The organism is Anaerobacillus sp. 63XJN7_5_ISO-PGPR-S23-430, from assembly GCF_056173695.1.
Genome location: NZ_CM149686.1, coordinates 3,567,277 through 3,590,653 on the forward strand (window position 1 = coordinate 3,567,277; position 23,377 = coordinate 3,590,653).

General features: G+C 38.1%; 19 protein-coding genes. 3 read left to right on the forward strand and 16 right to left on the reverse strand.

Translation table 11 applies throughout. The annotated features are described in order from the left end of the window. Positions 1–46 precede the first annotated feature (46 nt). From secA to AC0VYJ_RS18695, 6 genes are all read right to left on the reverse strand, one after another. Entirely contained in the window at positions 47–2,560 is a 2,514-nt protein-coding gene (secA, locus tag AC0VYJ_RS18670) for a preprotein translocase subunit SecA (RefSeq protein ID WP_430245865.1), read from the reverse strand. A 219-nt stretch (positions 2,561–2,779) separates the two neighbouring features. Beyond that, positions 2,780–3,343 carry a ribosome hibernation-promoting factor, HPF/YfiA family gene (gene hpf / locus AC0VYJ_RS18675; RefSeq protein ID WP_194218748.1) on the reverse strand — a complete coding sequence of 188 codons (564 nt, stop codon included), beginning with the start codon at positions 3,341–3,343 and terminating at the stop codon, positions 2,780–2,782. Positions 3,344–3,624: 281 nt separating this feature from the next. After that, complete coding sequence (locus tag AC0VYJ_RS18680; protein WP_194218747.1) at positions 3,625–3,825, reverse strand: cold shock domain-containing protein; 201 nt, start codon at positions 3,823–3,825, stop codon at positions 3,625–3,627. 140 nt (positions 3,826–3,965) lie between these two features. Beyond that, positions 3,966–4,358, reverse strand: coding sequence for a ComF family protein (locus AC0VYJ_RS18685; RefSeq protein ID WP_475365857.1), 393 nt, complete (start codon positions 4,356–4,358; stop codon positions 3,966–3,968). Positions 4,359–4,675: 317 nt separating this feature from the next. After that, positions 4,676–5,785: an ATP-dependent helicase ComFA gene (locus AC0VYJ_RS18690; RefSeq protein ID WP_475365858.1), complete on the reverse strand. Its 1,110-nt coding sequence runs from the start codon at positions 5,783–5,785 to the stop codon at positions 4,676–4,678. A 409-nt stretch (positions 5,786–6,194) separates the two neighbouring features. Next, entirely contained in the window at positions 6,195–7,043 is an 849-nt protein-coding gene (locus AC0VYJ_RS18695; protein ID WP_430245857.1) for a DegV family protein, read from the reverse strand. Between the two features lie 310 nt (positions 7,044–7,353). On the opposite strand from AC0VYJ_RS18695, the gene AC0VYJ_RS18700 reads away from it, so the two are divergent. Further along, on the forward strand, positions 7,354–8,280 hold the full coding sequence (locus AC0VYJ_RS18700) for a C40 family peptidase (protein WP_404683329.1): 927 nt from the start codon (positions 7,354–7,356) through the stop codon (positions 8,278–8,280). 113 nt (positions 8,281–8,393) lie between these two features. Here the strand turns inward: AC0VYJ_RS18700 and AC0VYJ_RS18705 are convergent, their stop codons facing one another. Further along, positions 8,394–9,098 carry a response regulator gene (locus AC0VYJ_RS18705; protein WP_159785070.1) on the reverse strand — a complete coding sequence of 235 codons (705 nt, stop codon included), beginning with the start codon at positions 9,096–9,098 and terminating at the stop codon, positions 8,394–8,396. Between the two features lie 3 nt (positions 9,099–9,101). Continuing rightward, complete coding sequence (locus tag AC0VYJ_RS18710; RefSeq protein WP_430245854.1) at positions 9,102–10,253, reverse strand: sensor histidine kinase; 1,152 nt, start codon at positions 10,251–10,253, stop codon at positions 9,102–9,104. Positions 10,254–10,522: 269 nt separating this feature from the next. Here AC0VYJ_RS18710 and AC0VYJ_RS18715 point away from each other — a divergent pair, with 269 nt between their 5' ends. Together AC0VYJ_RS18715 and AC0VYJ_RS18720 are read left to right on the forward strand one after the other, a co-directional pair. Further along, positions 10,523–11,155, forward strand: coding sequence for a YigZ family protein (locus AC0VYJ_RS18715; protein WP_430245852.1), 633 nt, complete (start codon positions 10,523–10,525; stop codon positions 11,153–11,155). Between the two features lie 203 nt (positions 11,156–11,358). Further along, positions 11,359–12,438 carry a glycosyltransferase family 4 protein gene (locus AC0VYJ_RS18720; RefSeq protein WP_226615308.1) on the forward strand — a complete coding sequence of 360 codons (1,080 nt, stop codon included), beginning with the start codon at positions 11,359–11,361 and terminating at the stop codon, positions 12,436–12,438. 31 nt (positions 12,439–12,469) lie between these two features. On the opposite strand, the gene AC0VYJ_RS18725 is transcribed toward AC0VYJ_RS18720, so the two are convergent. From AC0VYJ_RS18725 to AC0VYJ_RS18760, 8 genes are all read right to left on the reverse strand, one after another. Further along, a complete protein-coding gene (locus AC0VYJ_RS18725; RefSeq protein ID WP_475365859.1) occupies positions 12,470–13,438 on the reverse strand; it encodes an LCP family protein in 969 nt (322 codons plus the stop codon). 40 nt (positions 13,439–13,478) lie between these two features. Continuing rightward, positions 13,479–14,597, reverse strand: coding sequence for a glycosyltransferase family 4 protein (locus tag AC0VYJ_RS18730; RefSeq protein ID WP_430245848.1), 1,119 nt, complete (start codon positions 14,595–14,597; stop codon positions 13,479–13,481). Then, the gene (locus AC0VYJ_RS18735; protein WP_475365860.1) at positions 14,594–15,820 is read right to left on the reverse strand and encodes a glycosyltransferase family 4 protein; all 1,227 of its coding nucleotides are present in this window, start codon (positions 15,818–15,820) and stop codon (positions 14,594–14,596) included. The genes AC0VYJ_RS18730 and AC0VYJ_RS18735 overlap by 4 nt, the downstream gene beginning before the upstream one ends. 226 nt (positions 15,821–16,046) lie before the next feature. Continuing rightward, positions 16,047–17,111, reverse strand: a complete 1,065-nt coding sequence (locus AC0VYJ_RS18740) for a glycosyltransferase family 4 protein (protein ID WP_475365861.1) — start codon at positions 17,109–17,111, stop codon at positions 16,047–16,049. Next, entirely contained in the window at positions 17,108–18,796 is a 1,689-nt protein-coding gene (locus tag AC0VYJ_RS18745; protein ID WP_475365862.1) for a class I SAM-dependent methyltransferase, read from the reverse strand. Before AC0VYJ_RS18745 ends, AC0VYJ_RS18740 begins: the two co-directional genes overlap by 4 nt. A 325-nt stretch (positions 18,797–19,121) precedes the next feature. Continuing rightward, positions 19,122–19,823 carry a glycosyltransferase gene (locus AC0VYJ_RS18750; RefSeq protein WP_475365863.1) on the reverse strand — a complete coding sequence of 234 codons (702 nt, stop codon included), beginning with the start codon at positions 19,821–19,823 and terminating at the stop codon, positions 19,122–19,124. A gap of 22 nt (positions 19,824–19,845) precedes the next feature. Next, complete coding sequence (locus AC0VYJ_RS18755) at positions 19,846–21,972, reverse strand: glycosyltransferase (protein ID WP_475365864.1); 2,127 nt, start codon at positions 21,970–21,972, stop codon at positions 19,846–19,848. Between the two features lie 23 nt (positions 21,973–21,995). Then, complete coding sequence (locus AC0VYJ_RS18760) at positions 21,996–23,366, reverse strand: nucleotide sugar dehydrogenase (protein ID WP_194218733.1); 1,371 nt, start codon at positions 23,364–23,366, stop codon at positions 21,996–21,998. Positions 23,367–23,377: the final 11 nt, after the last annotated feature.

The window sequence follows — 23,377 nt, forward strand, 5'->3', positions numbered from 1 at the left end:
TTTACATAGAATAAGCAGGTGTTCAGCTTTGAACACCTGCCCGGCATTATTCTGCTTTGCCGTGACAATTCTTATATTTCTTGCCACTACCACAAGGACAAGGATCATTTCGTCCAATATCCTGCTTTTTCTTAACAGGTTTTGGCTTCGAGCTTCCTTCTTCTTTTGGATTAACGGCTTTGCCTTCTGCTACTTTTTCTCGCTTTAGATTACTTTCAATCTGAGCTCTCATAATATAGGTAGAGACTTCTTCTTCTATCTCTGTAACCATGTCCTCGAACATTTCAAATCCTTCAAATTGATACTCGCGTAAAGGATCATTTTGTCCGTAAGCGCGCAAGTGAATTCCCTGACGAAGCTGATCCATTGCATCAATGTGATCCATCCATTTACGATCAACACTGCGCAGAAGAATAACTTTTTCGAATTCACGCATGCGTTCCGGTTCGAATGCAGCTTCTTTTTCATCGTAATTTACTTTCATTTTCTCAACAAGAAGTTCTACGATTTCTTCCTTATCAAGGCCTTTGATATCTTTCACTGTTACCTGGCCTTCTTGAAGGAAGATACCTTTCGCGTGATCAATAATTGCTTGATGATCCCACTCTTCTTGAATATCCTCATCACCTGTATGAGCATCAACGATACGTGTAATAACAGAAGTCAGCATCGTTTCGACAATTTCACGTAAATTATCTGATTCAAGTACTTCTGCACGTTGAGCATAAATGATCTCGCGCTGTTGTCTCATCACATCATCATATTGAAGAAGCTGCTTACGAGCATCATAGTTATTACCTTCGACGCGTTTTTGTGCTGACTCCACTGCTCTTGATACAAGCTTGGATTCAATCGGCTGATCCTCTTCCATCCCGAGACGGTTCATCATGTTCATCATATTATCCGAGCCAAACCTTCTCATTAGCTCATCTTCCATAGAAATATAGAACCTTGATTCACCTGGGTCCCCTTGACGTCCTGAACGTCCGCGAAGCTGGTTATCTATTCTTCGGCTTTCATGACGTTCCGTACCTAAGATAAAGAGGCCTCCAAGATCAAGTACACCTGTTCCTAATTTAATATCTGTACCACGTCCAGCCATGTTTGTCGCGATCGTTACCGCACCTTTTTGACCAGCAGATTCAATAATTTCCGCTTCACGAGCATGGTTTTTGGCGTTTAGTATATTGTGAGGAATTCCGCGTTTCTTTAGGAATTGCGAAATCAACTCAGATGTTTCTACCGCCACTGTACCAACAAGAATGGGTTGTCCATGCTTATGACGCTCTTCAATTTCTCTAGAGAGTGCCTGGAATTTACCGTTAGTGGATTTATAAACGAGATCAGGATAGTCCATACGAGCAATTGGCTTATTCGTAGGAATCGCAATAACGTTCATATTGTAGATATTCCGGAATTCTTCTTCCTCGGTTTTGGCTGTACCTGTCATACCAGAAAGCTTTTCATACATTCTAAAATAGTTTTGGAATGTAATCGTAGCTAGCGTCATACTTTCACGTTGGATTACAAGACCTTCCTTCGCTTCAATCGCTTGATGAAGTCCATCGCTATAGCGACGTCCCGCCATTAAACGTCCAGTAAATGAATCAACGATTACAACTTCCTCATCCTGAACAACATAGTCCATATCGAGTTGCATGATAAAATTAGCTTTCATCGCCTGATTAATATGGTGGTTTAGTTGTACATGTTTGTAATCATATAAATTCTCAATAGCGAAGAATTTTTCTGCTTTCGTAATCCCATCTTCCGTTAATTGAACGTTCTTTGTTTTGATATCAACATTATAGTCGTCTTCTTCTTTTAGTGTTCTAACAAATTGGTTCGCTTGAATGTATAAAGTGGTGGACTTCTCAGCACTCCCAGAAATAATAAGGGGTGTTCTTGCTTCATCAATTAACACTGAGTCAACTTCATCAATGATGGCATAATGAAGAGGGCGTTGAACCATTTCTTCTTTATATAAGACCATGTTGTCACGCAAATAATCGAAACCAAATTCATTGTTTGTTCCATACGTAATATCTGCAGCATAAGCTTCGGCTTTTTCTTCTTTTGACAGTCCGCTAATGTTTAGTCCAACTGTTAAACCAAGATAGTGGTAAAGTTCTCCCATTTCTTCAGCGTCACGCTTCGCAAGATATTCGTTGACCGTAATAACGTGTACACCTTTACCAGTTAAGGCATTAAGATAAACAGGCATTGTGGCACTAAGGGTTTTACCTTCACCTGTTTTCATTTCAGCAATATTTCCTTCATGAAGAGACGCCGCTCCCATAATTTGTACTGGAAATGGACGCATACCAAGAACACGTTCAGATGCTTCGCGAACGGTAGCGTACACTTCTGGTAACATTTTATCTAGATCTTCACCTTTTTGAATCCGTTCTTTGTATTCTTCCGTTTTGTTACGGAGCTGATCATCAGATAACTTCTTCATTTCATCTGAGAAAGTCTCTACTTGATCTGCAATCTTCTGTAAGCGACTAACCTGACGTTCATTGCCATTGGGTATGATTTTTCGTAATAAACCTTTCATCAAAACGCTCCTCTTTTGTTGTCAGTAGAGTGCTATCATATATCTAACTAAACTAAGAATTTTTTATACTATGTAGTTATTTTAACAATTAGTTGCTAGAGGCACAAGAAAGTAAAAAACCATGCCTTCTTACAACTATATTAATGTAGATAAAAAAACAAACTTCAGCACATATTTAAAGGGCAGGGGTGATCACCCCTGCCCTTGTTTATTTATTCGTTAATCTTGCTCAATCAGTCCGTATTTACCATCTTTACGACGATAGACAACGCCTGTGCTTCCTGTAACAGCGTTTGAGAAAACGAAAAAGCTGTGTCCAAGCATGTCCATCTGAAGAATTGCTTCTTCAACGTCCATCGGCTTGAATGTAAAACGCTTTGTTTTCACTACTTGTAGATCGTCATCCTCATCCATATCAGCTTCAGCAACACTTGTTGTTGTAGGGTTTAATTCATCGCGGAACATATATTTAACGCTACCTTCCTGACGGAATTTGCGATTAACTTTTGTTTTATGCTTGCGAATTTGTCGTTCAAGCTTCTCAACAACTAAATCAATTGCTGCATACATATCCTGATGCTCTTCTTCTGCTCGAAGTAGAAGGTTTGGCATAGGGATGGTTACTTCAATCATTTGTTGATCGTTATAGACCTTCATGTTTACATGAACATCGGTATTAGGTGGAGTATCGAAATACCTTTCAAGTTTACTTACCTTCTTCTCAGTATATTCTCTCATTGCAGGTGTAACTTTAATGTTTTCACCACGGATGTTGAAATTCATCATGTGGCACTCCTCCTTCCATGCTATAACTATATTATTCGTTATACCCCCTCTATTACCCTCTATAAACTTTAAAAAATCACAAATATTTTTACGTTTTTTTCACAAAACACTCTAAATTCCGACATTTTTTAACAAATACATACATATAAGGGCTTATCCTCCTATTATATAACCCGATCGATAAGCTTAATCTAAAAAAACATCAGTATAAACTAAAATAGCTTTTAAAAATAAAAAGCCCCTATCAAATGATAGGAGCTTTAAGCGATTAATTTAATTTAAGATACTTTTTCTACGTTAGCAGCCTGTGGTCCACGAGCTCCATCAACAATCTCGAATTCAACTGTTTGGCCTTCTTCAAGGGATTTGAATCCTTCCCCACTGATTGCTGAAAAATGAACGAATACGTCGTCGCCATCTTCTCTTTCAATAAAGCCAAATCCTTTTTCATTGTTAAACCATTTTACTTTTCCCTGCATCTTGTTCAACATTCCCTTCAAAAATCTTCATGGCAGTGCCACATATTTATTATACGTTTATATTTACACACTGGCAAAGGGGTGTTTTTGTTGATATAACTCGAATGAAGGCGTTTTCTTGAATATTTTTCGACATTGCTTTATCCCCTGCTTAATGTAAGGGAATAAACTTCAGATGCACCTGCATTTCTTAGGGTGAGCGCTGCATAGTGAATGGTTGTTCCCGTTGTATAAAGATCGTCTAATAAAAGTATCTTTTTTCCATTTAGTGCAGATCCTTCTGTTACGCGAAACATGTCTTCTGTACGATTCATTCTTTTTTCTCGGGACAATTTACTTTGCTTTTCTTCGTTTTTGATTCGGATCAGTGGTGACTCTTGTTCAAATGATGTCCCTTCAATCCAAACCTCACATTGATTAAAACCTCTCTCATAGAGTCTTTCCTTACTAGTTGGCATTGGAATAACTTGATCGATAAAGGGATAAGATTTCTTTAACTCTTTTTGAATCAACTGTGAGAATACTCTTCCCACTTCAACATCCCCTCTAAATTTATAAAGAGCAAGCGTGTTTTTCAAAAAAGCATTGTATTCATAAAACGACTTATTATGGATAAGAACTTTTCCCCATCCTTTTTCCTCCCACTTTCTACAATCAGAACAGAATTGATTTTCTACAAATTTACTAGGAAGTTTATTTAGAGGCCGCCCACATTTCCGACATAAGTCTCCCTCAATTAGCACAAGTTGCTTACGGCACAGCTCACAACAATCCGGGTCACTTTGTATACCGACCAACCAGCTCCATGATACATTTCGACTTACATCTTCCCCGCACATAGTACAACGATTTAATTGAGCCAACCTTTCTCCCTCGCTTCAACATTCATTTTCTTAATTTGTTTTATAGCCTCTAACATGGCATTTGTTTTACCATAATGAAAAAAGCGAACATCTCCATCTGGGAATCTCTTACTTCTTCCAGCTCTTCCGGCAATTTGCACCAGGGCACTCTCTGTAAATACCTCATCCTCTGCTCCTAGCACGGCTACTGATATATTTTCAATCGTAATGCCTCTTTCGAGAATAGTCGATGAGAGGAGAATAGGGATTTCTTTTTTTCGAAAACGGAGAACTTTTTCGGCTCGATTTTCATCCTCAGAATGAACAGATTCACATCGGAAGTGATTTTTTTCAAATACAGCTTTTGTTTGATTAATGATTTTTATGGATGGAAGAAATAAGAGGACGGGCTTTCGCTCAGATACTTGTTTCTTTATCCATTCAATTAATATATGAGGAAGGTAACCTTTATTTATTTTCTTTCTCCAATTGCCACTCCAATGACAAGATGGAATAGGAAGTGGGAAACCATGGTACCTTGAGGGAATCCGTACGATTTGTAGATTTTCTTTTTTTAAAATCAACGGTGAAGGTGTTGCTGTTAAATAAATGAGGGAACCGCCTTGTTTTCTCGCTTTTTCAACATTGTATTGAAGAGAAGAATCCACACTATATGGAAACGCATCTACTTCGTCAATGATCATGACATCAAAGTAATTCTTAAAACGCATCAATTGATGCGTCGTAGAAACAACAAAATGAGAATGAGCATCGGAATGACCTGCATATAAGGGAGAAATCACAAGACTAGGGAAGACCTTTTGTAGGCGTGGAGCTAATTCTAATACAACATCTGTACGTGGCGTAGCAATACATACGGACTTTTGATTGGTGAGGGCATGAGCTAATCCATTAAATAACACTTCTGTTTTACCACTACCACAAACAGCCCATACAAGGAGAGTAAGATTATGTTGAATAGCCATGACAACAGCATTAGAAGCTTCTTTTTGACCATCCGACAATGTGCCAGACCACTCTAAAACAGCTTTATCTTCATTTTTTGGTATCCACTTGGATATGGAATATAGTGGAGAACAAAATGTTACCTTTCCCATTCTGATACACTTTCTACAATATTTACAGTTCTTACTATGGCAGCGCGAGCACGCGAAAAATGAAAATGAATCAGTACTTCCACACCTCATACAAGTTGCTTTTCCATCAATGCTTTGAATACCGGGTTCAAAATGAAGATAGCCATTTAAATAGTGTTCATGAAGTTCAAGAAATGAGTAAGGGATTTCATCGATTAATAAATGCCTTCCATATAAAAAATTCATAAGTTGAACATTCGGGTGAAAATCGGGATTTTGCGGTTGAGTGGGAATCGAGTTGAACATACCAATTGGAGCGAAATTGAGGGAGTAAGAAGGTTGATTAAGCAATTCAGGTATATATACTTGCTGGTTATTTAACACATAGGAAGCAAACCTCATGGGTTTGCTTCCTTTTCGATTTTAACGATCATACACGATACCAGCCGAGTCCAAGAGAACCTTCACCGAGGTGTGTAGCAATAACTGGTCCGAAATAACTTAAAATAATGCTTACGTTCGCGTATTTTTCTTCTAATTCAGCTTTCAAAAGCTCTGCTTCTTCTTTATTCGTTGCATAGATGACAGTTGCTTTAATGATACCTCCGCCTTTTGCAGCGTCATCAAATAGCGTCATCAGTTTATTTAATGCTTTTTTTCGAGTTCTAATTTTTTCATATGGAACAATTTTTTTATCTTCAAAAGTTAGTACGGGTTTTATTTGAAGAAGGTTTCCGACTACAAGCTGTGCAGCATTCAACCTGCCACCTCGATGTAAATGGCTAAGATCATCCACAAGGAAATAAGCATTCGTCCCTTGACTTTTTATCTTATGAAGACGATTTAATATTTCTTTACTTTTAAAGCCATCTTGCGCCATTTGTGCTGCTTCTAGAACATAAAAACCCTGCATCATGCAACTGATCTCTGAATCAAAAACATGAACGTCCGCGCCTTCAATCATTCCTCCAGCTGAATGAGCTGACTGATAAGTACCACTGATACCGCTGGAAAGAGTAATCGTAATAATTTCATCATGTGAACGAGCTAATGTTTCATATGCTTCGACAAAACTTCCTATAGAAGGCTGAGAAGTTTTAGGAAGCTCATCTTCTTTCTTTACTTTTTCAAAAAAATCCTCTGCCTGTATTTCTCTTTCTTCTAAATAGGATTCATTACCGAATATTACGCTAAGCGGAACCATCGTCACTTCGTATTCATTTAACATTGATTCAGGTATATAAGCCGTACTATCTGTTACAATAGCAACTGTCTTCATATTAACGCCTCTCTTCAATCTATTAAGTACTTCATACGATTTACGTTAAAAACCAGTCAAGTTAATGATAGAGCATTTTTGGCTTTGTGCCAACAAAAGCTTATAATATTTTTCACATAATTTGTCAACCATTACTCACCATATTTTTTAATGTAAATGTCGTAAAATGAAACTTTTAGTAAATTAGGCAGGTATTCTGTTACATAATTGTAATGTTATATTCATCCTCCTGTTATCTCAATCATGTAAACTAGCAATCGTGATAGAGAAAATAAAAGGTTTTAACTTATAAATCAGGGGGAATTATAATATGTTTAAGAAAGTCGTGATCACTACTACACTCGCAGGTACTCTTTTATTAGCACCAAACGTAAGTGAAGCAGCACTAGGCGACCGTACCCTATACAATGGCATGAGCAACTCTGACGTAACTCAACTACAAAATGAACTTGATAATAAAGGCTATTTTGATTACCATAAAGCAACTGGATATTTCGGAAATATTACTGAAGATGGCGTTCGCGACTTCCAACGTAGCGCAGGCATTAGCGTAGACGGTGTTGTAGGGCCACAAACAGTTAGCGCACTAAAAGGTTCAACTTCATCTAAATCAAGCAGCTCTTCTAATACATACAGCAGCACACTTCGTCACGGTGATCGTGGACAAAGTGTAACAAATCTACAAAGTCAGCTTAAATCAAAAGGCTACTACAACTATTCCGTTGACGGCATTTATGGATCCATTACACAACAAGCAGTACGTAACTTCCAAAGTGCAAATGGTCTTAGCGTCGATGGCATTGCAGGATCAAACACATTTGCAGCACTTAATGGTTCTTCTGTAAGCTCATCTTCTTCATCACAGGTAAAAAGTGCATCAACATCTAACTCTTCTGTCGTATCTATTGCTAAGCAATACATCGGTGTACCATATGTTTGGGCTGGAACTACACCATCTGGTTTTGACTGCAGCGGCTACCTACAATACGTATTCAACAAAGCTGGTAAATCCATCCCACGTACTGTAGCTAGCATCTGGAACGCAACAGACAAAGTTTCTTCACCTTCTGTTGGGGATCTTGTATTCTTTGAAACTTATAAATCCGGCCCGTCTCACGCTGGTATTTATATCGGTAACGGTCAGTTCATTCACTCTTCTTCTTCATACGGAGTAACAATCAGTGACATGGATAACTCTTACTGGTCTCCACGTTACCTCGGTGCAAAGCGCGCATAATGGTACAAAAAATAGCCTCCAAAATTGGAGGCTATTTTTTTGTCTTCATTTTGTTTTCTCTTTACCTTTACCTCTCATAACAAGTAGAATACCCCAAAGAAAAAAGGCACGCCTCAGCGCACCTTAACCCATCCTTTTTTAATTGCCTCTACTACCGCTTGAGTACGGTCGTTTACATTCATTTTTTGCAAAATATTGGAAACATGGTTTTTTACCGTTTTTTCACTAATATAAAGGTCTTCACCTATAGAGCGATTGCTTTTTCCGTCTGTTAGCAGTTGAAGAACTTCGCATTCTCGACGTGTTAAAATATGAAGTGGTTTACGATACTCAACTTCTTTGTAACCAATTTGAGTCGATGGTCTTTTACCTTCCGTAGCAAGACGACGATATTCATTCACAAGATTATGCGTTACTTTAGGATGAATATAAGCTCCACCAGATGCAACAACCTTAACAGCCTCAACAAGAGAGTTTGCATCCATTTCTTTCAATAGATACCCTGCTGCCCCTGTTTTCACTGCGTGCGTGACATATGTTTCATCATCATGAATTGATAAAATAATGACTTTTGTCTCCGGTACTTGTTCAATAAGCTGTCTTGTTGCTTCTACCCCATTCACATGCGGCATATTAATATCCATTAAGACCACGTCAGGTTTATTTTCTTCGACAAGACGAAGTGCTTCATCCCCATCATCACCTTCAGCGATCACTTCAAAATCATCTTCCATGTCTAAAATACGTTTAACTCCCTCGCGAAACAAGCGATGGTCATCTATTATTATAATTTTCGTTTTGGTTTTAGCTGCATACATCTCTTACACGCCCTCCTGTTCATGAATCGGGATTCTTATCAATATATATGTACCCTTGTTCGGCGTTGATTGAACCTGAATTGTCCCATTTAATAAACCGACACGCTCTTTCATTCCAATCAATCCAAAAGATTGATCTTTACGAACGTTCACATCAAAGCCAATTCCATTATCTTCAATGGTTACCACAATCTTATCACCATCAAGATTCAGGTCAACACTTATTTCAGTTGCATCAGCATGCTTCAGCGCATTTTGCACCGCTTCTTGTACAAGTCGAAAGATCGCTGCCTCAAGCCGAACGTGAAGTCGTTGGATCCCTTCAAAATAATCGAAATATATCGTTGCCTCTGAGCGATCATCCACTTTATTTAAATATTTTAATAACGTAGGCACTAGACCTAGGTCATCCAAAGCCATTGGACGAAGATCATAAATAAGTCGCCTAACTTCTTTTAAAGCATCCTCAATTAAGGATCTCATATCCTTTATTTCCTTGAACGCTTCATCTTTTCCCTTTTTCTCATAAATTCGTTCAATTAACTGTGACCTTAATAACACATTCGCAAGAACTTGGGCCGGGCCATCATGAATTTCTCTTGAGAGACGCTTTCTCTCTTCTTCCTGTGCTTCAATAATTTTAAGCCCATACTCTTGTTTTCTTCTAGCGTCTTCAATGACCTCACCATAGAGTCTTAGCTCTCCTCCAAGATAACTAAGAACTGTTGAGATTTGGCTCATAAAAGACTCGGCTTTTTCCGACGTATTTTGAAGTGAAGAAATCCGCTGTTCTAGATCTGCAATCTGGTCTTTAAGGCGCGATTCCTTCTCCATACTAACAGATAGCTTAATTTGGGCTTCTGAAGCCTTCTCATAAGCGTTTCTAATCTCCGGCTCTCCATAGTCTTGAAAGTTCTTACTAATCTTTACAAGCTCAGCTCGAGCGATTCTGTCCATATGAAGCCTTTCTTGCCTGAGACCCTGAACGGTCTCTAATTCTTCTTTTAATAATTGAAGTTGATTATTGATCTGCTGACATTCGTCATGAGACAGCTCTCCAATTTCGAACAATTTTGATTTACTTGTGTTAATACTCTCCATTGTCCTGTCAAGAATGACATCTAATGAATTTGGATCAAGCTTCTGAAAATCCAAGCTAACCCCTCCATTCCTTCAAGGGACGGACACTAAGAAAAGATAGTCCAAAAGTACTTCTTTTACAAAATTCGTATCTGACCGTCTTTTTATGACTTGAGGATATATATTTGATGGATTAATTTAAGAAACTTATAATAAGAAAGACACTAACCGAACTTATTACTTTCCCTCTTAAATCACAATCTTTAATTATGTACTATTCGATGGTAAGAAACAAATCCCTTTCATTCTAAAGAATGTTCAATGATTATCTGGAGGTTAACCAAATGCTTACTTCATATTATACAGTCAAAGGTGATGGAAAAAACGAAATCACTATACAAAAATCACGATTTATTGCACATGTAAAAAGGACGCCAACCGAAGAGGAAGCGCAAGAATTCATCCAATCGATCAAAAAAGAGCATGCAAGTGCTACGCACAATTGTTCAGCTTATTTAATTGGAGAGCAAGACCTTATCCAGAAAGCTAACGACGATGGAGAACCATCGGGCACAGCAGGTGTACCAATGCTTGAAGTGTTAAAAAAACGAAACCTAAAAGATACTACGGTAGTCGTTACCCGCTACTTTGGTGGAATTAAACTAGGCGCAGGCGGTTTAATTCGCGCTTACGGTCAATCGGTTTCAGAAGGGCTGAATGCGACTGGAATCGTAGAGCGAAGACTAATGGAAAAAATGACAACAGAAATTGATTATTCTTTATTAGGGAAAGTCGAAAATGAAATTCGTTCATCGAATTACTTATTAGATCAGATTGATTATATGGAGAATGTACAAGTTCAAACTCTTATCCAAAGCGGATTAGAAGAGCAGTTTACTGAATGGATGACGAATATTACAAGTGGACAGGCGAAAATCCTTTCAAATGGACAACTCTATAAAGAATATGATGTCTAAAAAGATTACTTATTAATTCTAAAGGGTATTGGTAATTAAATGTACCTCTATCATTCAACATGAAAGTCCCTTATTCGGGAAAGATAGTAATGCCATGAGTGATTTTGAAAGAATGCACGCTAAGAAACCTCTTGCAATACACACTTATTTTGATATGATATGAAAGGAATGAATTACTATTCCTCAGTTAGAGGGGGATTTTATTGTATTCGTTAACAGAGTATATCATAGCGTTTATCATCTCTATAACCGTCGCTATCATTGCTACACCAATTGTTAAATATGTATCACTTAAATTTAAAATAGCCGATAAACCAAATCAACGGAAAGTTCATAAAGGGCTTATGCCTTCAGCTGGCGGACTTGCTATTTTTGCAGGTACTGTCGCAGGCTTTTTATATCTTAGTCCTTATTCACCGTATATGCCAGAAATTATTATCGCTGGAACACTCATTATTGTTTTGGGCGTTTTTGATGATAAACTGGCTGTTTCACCGAAAGTTAAACTTGTTGGTCAAATTATTGCCGCTATTATTGTTGCCTCATCGGGACTTCAGGTTGAATTCGTTTCACTTCCATTCGTAGGTAGAATTGAGTTCGGATTTATGAGCTTTTTTATTACAGTATTGTGGATTGTTGGGGTAACGAATTCCATTAATTTAATCGACGGTCTTGATGGATTAGCTGCAGGTGTATCCACTATCGCCTTAGGTTCTATTTTAACAATGGCCATTCTTGACCATCAACTTGTAGTCATTGCACTAGCCGTGATTTTAATAGGTAGTACTCTTGGCTTCCTGATCTTCAACTTTCACCCTGCAAGCATTTTCATGGGAGATACCGGAGCTCTTTTTCTTGGGTTTGCCATCTCAGTAATGTCTATGCTAGGATTATTCAAAAGTGTGACGGTGTTTAGTTTGATCATCCCTGTTATCATTCTTGCAGTCCCCATTTTTGACACATTCTTTGCTATCATTAGACGAATATTAAGAAAGCAAAAAATCTCAACGCCTGATAAATTTCACATCCATCATTGTTTACTAGCTATTGGATTTTCTCACCAATCTACCGTGATCATTATTTACCTTCTCAGCTTTTTCTTTGGTATTACTGCCATTCTATTCTCAGCGTCTACGCTGTGGGGATCACTTTTCTTGCTTATCTTATTGCTTGTTGTGATTCAGTTTACGGCAGAACTCATTGGTTTAATTGGGAATCAGCGGAAACCTTTAATCAATACATTAAAAAAACTACTTGTTTTTACAAGTACAATGAAACGTTAAAAAGCATCCATAAGCGGATGCTTTTTTTCATTTATTTAGTTGAATTTAAAGTAGCATTTAGTTGCTGACTAAGTGAAGCTACACTTTCTTCATCTGGTTTAAAATAATACACATTGTTAATCCTTTCATCCGAACCATCAATTGTAAGGCTTTCGATATCAGATGAGCTTACACCAGAATAAGCTTTTTGAAGAGCAAATAATTCAGTTGGCTTCAAGTTCGTTTCGATGTTATTTCCAATGTGCTGAGCAATGTCGTCCAACTTTAGTAAACCTGATGCTGTTGAAACTTCGTCCATCGCAGCTTTTATAACCTGCTTCTGTCGATCACTTCGACCGAAATCACCGCGAGGATCATCCTTACGCATTCGTGCATAAGCTAGTGCCTCTGTTCCATCGAGGTTCATTGGGCCTTCTGTGAACGTTGCTCTACCACCTGGTACATCGGTATGCGCAATGAAATCGAATGGGACGTCCACCGTTATACCGCCGATTTCATCGATCACATCTTTAAATCCTTCAAAGTTCACTTTCACATAATAATCAATTGGAATATTCAAGAAATTCTCTACAGTGTTAATCGTCATTTCTGTTCCACCATAAGCGTGAGCGTGAGTAATTTTATCCTCAATCCCTTTACCAACAATCTCTACTCTCGAATCTCTAGGGATACTTAGTAATTTGACTTTTTTTGAATCTGGATCAACAGTCGCTACCATTAGCGTATCGGTCCGACCATTTTCGCCGCCTGTAGAATAATCCTCTATTCCCATGATTAATATCGAAATTGGATCCTTCGTTACTGCAACCTCCGCATCACGAAGGGCTGATTTTTCTCCTCGAGATAATCCCTGATAGGAGCCAGATGCTGCATCATAGGCATTATAGGCAAGATAAGCACCATAACCAATAAGGACAAGAACGATCAACAGTACAAACGTTAACAGTCTGCGAAATAAGCTTTTCTTCCGCCTTCTTTTTATTCTTGATTGCTTTTTCATTAAAATTCCCCGCTTCTTTCAAGCTTCTCCAATTTCACCGCTACCTTGTTAATAAAGCATGGTAAAATTCAAGCAGTTTTTTTTCCTCGCAAGACCAATTGTACGTGTTTTCAAAGGCTCTTCTGGCATTTTCACCGAGCTCTTTTGTTTTACTCGGGGAACTAAGAAGTTGAGTTAGTTTCATGGCTATATCTTTAGGATCTTCGGGATTAATAACTAAGCCACCCTGACTATTCTCGATTACTTTCGCATAGTGCGAGAAATTTGATGCGATAATAGCATTACTAGCAGCCATATATTCAAATAACTTGTTAGGAAGGGCAACAAGATGGTTGGGGTAAGGTAGATACGGAAGAACCCCAATGGCAGAACGTTCGACATATGCCGATATCTGTTCGTATGGTACCCTGCTGATGAACGTTACATTCAGATCAATACCCAACTTGTTTATAAGTTGATCTACTTCCTCTTTAAATGCAGTCGATTCAAAACTACCAAGAAAGAGCAATTTCGCATAAGGAGCTTTTTTCACAACTTCTCCAAAACCTTCAAGCAGCTGCAATACCCCCCTAATTTTCGTAATTCCCCCCAAATAGATAATTTGGTTTTTATCTTTTTCTTTAGCTGCTTCTGGAAACATTTGTTTGAGAGGGTAATTTTCAATCTTACACCCATTATAGTGGCGATAACGACGACCAATTTCTTCTGTGGTATAAATCACACCGCTCATTTTCATTAACGCCAATTTTTCAATGCCAACATAGGCATATTTCATAGGGACTTTCACTAAAGAAGGAATATATTCCCTCCCCATGATTGTATTCGGGTAATGCTCATGCACATCATAAATAACTGGCTTTTTAAGAAACACCTCGATCATAACCCCTACAATCATAAGCTCAGGGTCGTGAAAATGATAAAGATCCGCCTTTGTTTTTTTCGCAAGTTTATACAAATGAAAAGTTGACTTAAGACGCTCCTTTACACCTGAAGGACGTTTAAAGGTAATGAGAGGAATTTCTTCAGATTCAGCCACCTCAGGCTCTGGAGCAATTAACACAACGTCATAGCCTGCTCTTTTTAAGCTTTTGCATTGCTTATGATAAATACGTCCATCATATGGAGAATGAATAGACGTGATGACACACACTTTTTTCATTGCGACCAACCTTTTACATTGTCCTGAGTAGATTCTAATAAGTGAGCCAGGTTCTTGGATAGCTCCTGACGATTATATTTTAACAACATTTTACTTCGTACATCTTTCTCTAATAACTCCATAATTTTAGGATTAGAAGTCGCTTCTAACACAACGTTCGCAAGCGACTCAGCATTTTCTGGTTCAAAAAATAGTCCAGCATTTAAACTTTTGACAATTTCTTTTGACTCTCCACCAATTCCTAATAGAATCGGTTTATTCATAGCCAAACAATCAAATAGTTTTGAAGGAATCGTAATTTCAAACAGAGGATGATTCTTTAAAATAACAAGACATAAATCAGCAGCCGCATAAAAGCCGTTCAATTCCTGTTTGGCACGGCTGTCGAGGATCAGAACATTCTGAAGAGCTTTATCCTTTTGATACTGTTGCAAACGTTCTTTCTCAGCCCCTTCACCAATAAGAACAAAGGTAATCGAAGAGACATCTTTCAGAAAATTTGCCGCTTCAAGTACAGTTTTCAAGCCTTGAGCAATTCCCATGTTACCCGCATATAAAATAATGAACTGATTCTCCAGACCGTGCTCAGCACGAATCCTCATTCCCTCTTCAGGTACTAAAACTCCTGTCTCAGTTGGATTAACACCGTTAGTAATCACATCGATTTTATTTTCAGGGATCCCCTTTTCAATAAGGTATTGTTTGTACCCATGCGTAACTACAACAATATGATCAGCTTGCTTAAAAAGAAACCATTCTAATTTCCGAGCCAGCGTTAATAATTTTTTATTATTAATTTGATTTAAAACTTCTGCAAAATCCACCCATAAATCTCGAACTTCAATCACGAATTTGGCACGTTTCAGTTTACTTAATACATAACCGGAAAGCCCAACAAAAAGTTGAGGGGTAGTAGCAAAGACGACGTCAGGTTTTTTAGCAAATAATCCGGCTATGATAGAGGTTGTCATAAATGAAAAGTAATTCAGCATTCTTCTGAGCTTGCTCTTTTTTGTATCTTGTACGACAAAAGTACGAATAACATTTAAACCAAGATGCTTGCTCGATTGAAATATTTTTTTGGAAGAAACATGATTAGGAAATGATGTAACTACTGTTACATCGCAGCCTTCTTCTACCAAGTTCATTGACATATCATAGGCGCGCGCCTGAGCTGCACCTATCTCGGGCGGGAAATGTTGAGATATATATAAAATCTTCATAATGAATCCTTTCCCTCTTAACCAGAATACGACATAAAAACACTTCTTTCATTATACTTCGTTATGATTCGAAAGAAAAGTTGATTGAGGAATGGATCAGAAGTGTAAACAAAAATTTACACTCAGTTCATAATTCCTATTGTTAAATTTGTTCCATCCACTATTGTCGCTAACAACAATAGCTATTTACGAGTAGAAGTGGACGACATACAAAAAGCCCGGTATTTTACCAGACTTTTTGAACAGTAGATAATGTTTGAAGTAGCTCAAAGTATTGGGTGACGACTTGATTAATTGAATAGTGTTTTTGTACCTTTTGAATTCCCTTTTGAATTTGCTCATTTCGTTCCTTTTCATTATCAAGGAGACTATCCACAATAGACTCACACGCTACCAAATCGTGTAATTCATATGTTAGGCGCCCTAAATCCCCCAGATATATTTCAGGAATAGCTCCAACCCTCGGTGCTACTGCAGGGCATCCACAAGCCATCGCTTCAATCAAACTCATCCCAAACGATTCTCCTTTGGAAGTGCTCACTGTACAACCACCGCTTTTGGACACCATTGCATACAGCTTTGGCATTTCACTATACTCCATCCGGTCTATCCAGTGAATACTGAGCTCTCGCTTGTTTGCTTCCTGAAAAAGGTGCTTAGTTGCTTTTGACGAAGCAGTCTCTCCACCGACAATCCAAAAAACGCAGTCATCTCTCTTCTGAGAAATTCGTGCTGCGAGGTCCAAAAAACCTTGCCAATTTTTATGATCATTGAGTTTTCCAACCCAACAAATGATCTTTTTATTTGTAATCGGTTCTACTTCTTTGGGGGAAAACAATGTCGTATCTAGACAGTTTGGAATGACATATGTTCGCTCTTCGGGTGCAGAATAATCTTCTATAATTCTGTTTTTACTATAATTCGAAGGCACAATATACCCCTGGAAATGGCGTTGATCCTCTTCTACTAAATAATTTAGCTTATAAGATATACCATGTACTTCTTGAATAATGGGGGTCTTGCAATGAACTTCTATTAAGTAGTCCGTTATTTCCTTCGTGTCAATTGCAATAATTAAATCGAAATCATGTTCTTTTATATACTGATAGATGGTCAATGGTTCTGTCATAACATGGATTTTCTCGTAATCTCCAAAGGCAGTCTGTCCCCCATGATCGGATAGAAAGATAAAGTGGGGATCACTAATCGATTTTAGAAACCCAAGTCTATTCGCAAGTTGTGTCGTCACTCCACCTAGTAATAAATAGCGATAAATATAGAGGATTTTCAACGAGCGTTCCTCCCCTCTAAGTGTAAGACAGCTTCCTCTAACAAGACACTGACTTTCTCTCCACTACCATAAGAAATAACTTCCTGATCTTCTAGTGGAGCACTCCATTCTTTAATACGAAATATAGGAATGCCTAAGCTTTCCATCTTTACAAGCGCGGAGGTTGACGCCGAATATCGAAATGGAAGGATGCCACCTGTCCATCTTCCGACTCTTTTCATTAAATCAACATCGTTTGCATACTCTCTGATCGTAAGTCTTTTCGAGTTGATAGGCTTTGAATCTGGTAGATTGTACCCTATTAACTCTATACCTAGACCTTTGTTTTCCACGAGCAAATCTTTCATTGCTTGATAATCAATGCAGTCTTTTCCAAGATCACCAACAAAACCGATTACAATACGAGAAGATTCATTAGTTAATGTGTTCACTACAGGATTTTCTTCCCTTAATTTAATGGGATGCATGCGTCCCATTGACACTAGAAAGTGACTTGGATCAAGACTATTCATCAGAAATAAGTGAGCTTCACGATCTACTATCTTTTCTGGTAAATAGAAGATACTCCATTTCTTCCACTGCAATCGCCCCATTCTTTTGGCTATTTGGAGATCAGAATGAGTAATATACATTTCTGGCTCTTCAAATAAATGGAGGCTTCTCCAGAATTCAGAAGTTGAAATTTGTAAGAACCTCGATCCATCAAGGTGAATGGGATTTATCAATTCGTTTTCCTCTTCATAGACGTAAACGACATTTTTACCCCTATTCCTCAGTGTTTCCACTAACTGATGTGCAAGCTTAAGACTATTTTTTCTAAATACTTCGGAATCCCAATAGACAATTGTCATTTTTCCTAACGTTGAAAAATGAGCTAATTGCTCTTCAGGTCTCATTTTGTTAAGTTTCACTATCGTTTCTTCCGGCTCTTGAAGAATGCGCTTTTTCTCATCACTCGTTAACTGGATTTGATCAATTCGCGCTTCGTGCTTTTTCTTGATAATAGGGAGCAGCATAAGAAGTTTATTCTTTTCTTCAAGCCTAACTACTTCCTCATTTCTTTTCGTTTCTAGCTCTTTTTGTAACAAGGCAGCACGCTTAGCTTTCTTTTTCACTATGACTTTTCTTATTTCTTCAAGAAAAGCTTTCCCTGCCTCCCCATAATCTGTAGGGGGATTTACAACATTTCGTCCAACCCAACTCACGTAGTGTTCATCAATGCGCATATCAATTTCTTCAAAGTTATGAAATAGTGTTTCCCACTCATCTCTTAATTCTCCTGCATGTTCTAATGCTTCAGTTACAATTATTTTCCCATTCGGTTTAAGTAATCTCTGGACTTCTTTATTCTGCGAAGACATAACTTCGATTAACGTGTCTTCCGTAATAATGGCATCGAAGTAATTCATAGGAAAAGGAATCTCGCTCTTCAAATCCCCCGACCAAAAGGTACTTACACAATCTTTACTTAGTGGATGAGTAAGAACTACCGAGTCTTCACTAGCGAAAATATTTACAACATCTAGCTGAGGATCTTGATTAATGATCGAGAGAATACCTGGTTTTTGACTAATGTGAAGTATATGTTGCCCTGAAGCTCTAGACCCACACCACCTTAGTCTGGAGCGTTGAGATTCAGGAATGGTAAATGACTCATTTTGTAAATGTGTTAATTGATTTTTCAACATACCATTCTCCTGATTCTACTGCCAAAGCAGCTGATTAATTGAATACCATTTATTTGAATTATATATGATTCCACATGATCAAAAAAGGATTAAATGGTAAATTTCGAATGTTTTACATCTTTCCTTAAAGCTACTGTTAAAAAATGAGGTGGCATTCTTTATTATGAAATCAATCGCATGAAGGGTTCTTGCTTCTATTTACAAATAAGCTTCCACTTATTTTATCGCTATTTTCTAAGTCGCTTTCATTTAGCGCATAAACACCAAGAACTATTAGTAAAAAAAGCCGTCGGCACAACCCGACAGCTTTTCATACAAACGTTTATCCCCAGAAATTACGGAGAATTTGATTTTTTTCATTCTCATCTTCAACTAATCCATCGATGTAGCGATTTTCAAATGATGTAGACATATTATTCGAGTGAATAACTTGCACATAGTTTCTTGGCTTTAACAATTCATGTTTCAGGCTGTGCACCGATAAATGCCCTTTTACAGGGTGGCGCTTTCCTTCTAAATATTCAGCAACGTTATAAATAAGTGTATAAAAAGGTGGTGATTTGATTTTGGCAGTTGCTACTTTATCTGAATACTCGTCATAAAAATAGCCATACTGGTTGATAAGTGCCTCAGTACCTTCAACTGGCTGATGATCTTTTAGAAAATCAAAATAACCTTTGTGGTACATATCATCAGAATCAATGCGGGCGAAGTACACTTCATCATAGTCCTGAATTTCACGTTCTAATGTTTTGTTATAGGCATTCTTAGGCACGAATCTAATATTATCTGGAAGTGGATCGTGCTGTTTAAGAGCGTTCATCACATGCTCTTCTGAACGCTGATCATACTGAAGAATTGTAGTGAAATCCTGGTTCGTTTGGGCTTTAAGACTTTTGCATGTGTATTTCATGAAAATCTCCATACGATGGTCAATCCATTCTTTCGTTAAACGACTCTCATTCACATCTGTTAAAGCCCAGTTATTAAATGCGATTGGCACTAGAATTTTTCGTTTCATCATCTTCACTCTCCCAAATCCAATTCTATTTATTAGCTGCTACATTCTGAACAATCATTTCAGCCATTTGCTGTGCTCCATTCTCCTTCATAAGTGAAAGAGCACTTTTCCTCATATTTCGATTGTTCTCTTCATCAAGAGCTTCTTGAATCGCTTTTTCAAAATCAGTAGCGCCTGGATCTCTTAAGACGATTGCAGCCCCAGCGTCTCCAGCGATCATGGCTCTTGCCACCTGATCATCTGTTTTTGTATTCTCATTGGGAATTAAGATCGATGGCACTCCAAAATACATCACTTCGTGGAATGTATTATAGCCAGTAGCTGTAACGATGAGATCAAAAGCATTGAAGTAAATCGAATTCGGATAGTCTCTTAGTGTCAGAACACGATCCATTTTTAAATCCATTCGATTACCAATAATGGATTCCCCAATTACCACGAAAACATCATCTCTCTTTAGCAGTTCATTAAGAAGAATAGAAATCGTTGAATGAATGTCATTGATTTTACCTGCTCCAAGCTGAACATACACCATCTTCATACCTTCTGGGATATTCCATTGTCGACGAACACTCTCACGATCCTTTAGCTCTTCTCGATCAAGATATAACACTGGCTCACAGTACGTTTTCATTCCTTCTTTTCGCATACTGTTTTCCCCACCAGCTTCACCTGGAACATAAACCTCGTCGAATTCTGCTTCTTTCGATTCCACTAACTCTGCTTTACCTTCTTTATGCTGTCCTCGCTTCACCCAGATCTTTCTCAATCCGTCTTTTTTACGCATTGAGGCAACAAGACCCGCATAAGGAAACGCACCATCAAAAACAATCGTTTCTGGCTGGTGAATACTAATAACCGTTTCAAGATGATCACGTAGCATCGCATTCCACTGCTTTGCGCTCATTTCTTTAGGAAAGAGCATTTTGGAAGGTAAGTGGTAACCTAGAAACCCTTCTTGCAATATCAAGTGCATGGCTGAACTCGTCGTATGAAAAATAATTTTCTTAGATGGGTCAATACGCTTTACTCGTCTTGCAATAGCCAGTAATCTCGTGAGATGTCCAAGACCCGCCCCGTTAGTTGGTACAAAGAGAATGGCATTTCCATCATCGATCGGTTCAATCTCAAATGATCCAGAACCATTCTTAATTCGACCTAATTTACCATTTTTAGCGTCCCTGTAAATTTGAACAAGTCGCTTCGGAAGTCGAATGGCTCGACCGAATGATTTTGTTGATCCCATGACAGCATCACCAATTAAATATCTAGCCGACGCATTTGAATCCAAGTGGTTTACGATGTGCTGAGCACGGTTGTATTTCTTTGTGATCTGAGTAATCTGTTTTTCTTTCTTTTTTGAATCATTTTTAAGAACCTTAAGCTGTTCACTAAGCTCTCGAATTTGAAACTGTTGCTGAATCATTTGATCAAGATTCTGATTTGCCACCGCTTTTGCAATCTCATCATTTTCTTGATTGTCACTCTTTTCTTGGACCACAGGATGACTTTGATTCAACTTTTGGAGTGCTTTCTCAAGTTTCAAAATCGCAGCTAGTAGGCCACTTGTAACCTCTTGCTTGATCCGTTCTTCAGGAAGTGCAGTCCGGGGTTCTCCCAGGAAAAAGAAATAACCCTCTTCAAACCCCATAGAAGTTGCTATGAAAAATTGGTTTAAGCAAAGAACAACTTCTGAAATGTCCTCTGTAATTTCTTCATTCATTGGTAATTTGACTGCAATCGTACCATTGATGTCTTCGGAAACTAAACCATGTAACGTTCCAAGAAATGCTTCTTCAAAGAACCTTTTTGTAAAGCTTCCTTCTAAAAGCACCATGTCTGTTTGGTATGAGCTTAGCTCTTCTGAACGATAGAAATTCGCTTTTTGAATTATGATATTTTCCTGAAGCTCTCGTGGCAGTGATTGATATGACTCACTCTTTCGTTGCAGTTCCTCATCAAAACGAACAAGCTCCTTCACACGTTGATCAAGTCTCGCTAGTTCTAATGAAGCTTGTGTTTCCCCATTACCAGAAAGAATAAGAAGGGAATTTGCTTTTCTTCCGCTTGCGATCATTTTGTTGTTTAAGCAACCCTCATTAATAGAAACCTCGATATTTTCTGTATAAAATGGGCTAACATCAAATTTCATGTAGAATTCTCCTTTTACTTCAATTACTTAGGATTCACACTTGAGTTTTCTTCAACATTCGTCGGTAGATCAAAGTTCTGCTGTCCACCTAGTAGCGTCACTTTACCTTTCGAATCTTTGTAGTTCTTTGTTACATTCCGTGTGTCATAAATGAGCTTAGAACGATCAATGACATAATCATAATCTACTGTTGTGTGATCAGTCGCGATGACAACGAGATCAGCGTCATCAAGGTTCTGGTCGTTGAGCTCAACGGAATAAACAACTTCTTCTCCATTCTTAAAGCTTGAAACAAACGGATCATGATAATACACGTGTGCTCCCTTATCTTCAAGAAGGCGATAAATTTCAAGTGCTGGAGATTCACGTAGGTCATCGATGTTTTTCTTATATGCCATACCTAAAATAAAGATTTTAGATCCTTTAATGGACTTCTCATTATCATTTAAAATATCTGCAGCTTGATTAAGCGCATAGCGTGGCATGTTTCCATTCACATCACTTGCAAGTTCAATGAAACGGTTATAGAAATTAAACATCTTTGCTTTCCACGAAAGATAAGCTGGATCAAGCGGAATACAGTGTCCACCAATTCCTGGACCAGGATAGAAAGGCATATAGCCAAATGGCTTCGTAGCTGCTGCATCAATAACTTCCCAAGCATTGATTCCCATTCGATCACACATCATCGTTAGCTCGTTCACAAGACCGATATTAACGCTACGGAAAGTGTTTTCAAGAAGCTTAACCATTTCAGCAACGCTTGTTGAACTAACAGGAACGATGTTTTCAAGGAACGAGCTATAAAGAGAGACTCCGAGTTCAAGACATGGCTTTGTTGCACCACCGAGCACTTTAGGTGTGTTTTTTGTATTAAACTGCTGGTTACCTGGATCGACACGCTCAGGTGAGAAACAAAGGAAGAAATCTTCACCCGCACGGAAAGAAGTCTTTTCTTCAATGACAGCTTTAATCAATTCATCTGTTGTTCCTGGATAAGTTGTACTTTCAAGAACAACTAGCGTTCCTTCTGTCATAAACTCAACCAATTTTTCAACAACGGCATTGATGTAAGAAACGTCTGGCTCTTTTGTTTTAGCAAGAGGTGTTGGGACACAAATACTAACAGCATCCAATTTAGAGATAACTGAAAAATCATCTCCAGGGAAGAAGTTCTTACCAATAATGGCCTCTACTTGGTTATCAGAAATGTCCATTACATAACTCTTCCCGTTATTTAGAATGTCCATTTTTTCTTTAGATACATCGATTCCATATACTTCAAAACCCTTTTGTGCCATTTCAACCGCAAGGGGAAGTCCTACATAGCCAAGTCCAATAACTCCTACACGTGCATTACCTGTTTCAAACTTCGTTAACAATGCTTCCTTCATCTCATTCATCC

Coding starts and splice junctions, on each gene's coding strand:
- AC0VYJ_RS18725 (WP_475365859.1), bottom strand. CDS start 13,438: ATGAAAAAGCAATCAAGAATAAAAAGAAGGCGGAAGAAAAGCTTATTT.
- AC0VYJ_RS18690 (WP_475365858.1), bottom strand. CDS start 5,785: ATGGGAAAGGTAACATTTTGTTCTCCACTATATTCCATATCCAAGTGG.
- AC0VYJ_RS18735 (WP_475365860.1), bottom strand. CDS start 15,820: ATGAAGATTTTATATATATCTCAACATTTCCCGCCCGAGATAGGTGCA.
- AC0VYJ_RS18695 (WP_430245857.1), bottom strand. CDS start 7,043: ATGAAGACAGTTGCTATTGTAACAGATAGTACGGCTTATATACCTGAA.
- AC0VYJ_RS18715 (WP_430245852.1), top strand. CDS start 10,523: ATGCTTACTTCATATTATACAGTCAAAGGTGATGGAAAAAACGAAATC.
- AC0VYJ_RS18680 (WP_194218747.1), bottom strand. CDS start 3,825: ATGCAGGGAAAAGTAAAATGGTTTAACAATGAAAAAGGATTTGGCTTT.
- AC0VYJ_RS18760 (WP_194218733.1), bottom strand. CDS start 23,366: ATGAAGGAAGCATTGTTAACGAAGTTTGAAACAGGTAATGCACGTGTA.
- AC0VYJ_RS18750 (WP_475365863.1), bottom strand. CDS start 19,823: ATGATGAAACGAAAAATTCTAGTGCCAATCGCATTTAATAACTGGGCT.
- AC0VYJ_RS18730 (WP_430245848.1), bottom strand. CDS start 14,597: ATGAAAAAAGTGTGTGTCATCACGTCTATTCATTCTCCATATGATGGA.
- hpf (WP_194218748.1), bottom strand. CDS start 3,343: ATGAATTTCAACATCCGTGGTGAAAACATTAAAGTTACACCTGCAATG.
- AC0VYJ_RS18755 (WP_475365864.1), bottom strand. CDS start 21,972: ATGAAATTTGATGTTAGCCCATTTTATACAGAAAATATCGAGGTTTCT.
- secA (WP_430245865.1), bottom strand. CDS start 2,560: ATGAAAGGTTTATTACGAAAAATCATACCCAATGGCAATGAACGTCAG.
- AC0VYJ_RS18705 (WP_159785070.1), bottom strand. CDS start 9,098: ATGTATGCAGCTAAAACCAAAACGAAAATTATAATAATAGATGACCAT.
- AC0VYJ_RS18700 (WP_404683329.1), top strand. CDS start 7,354: ATGTTTAAGAAAGTCGTGATCACTACTACACTCGCAGGTACTCTTTTA.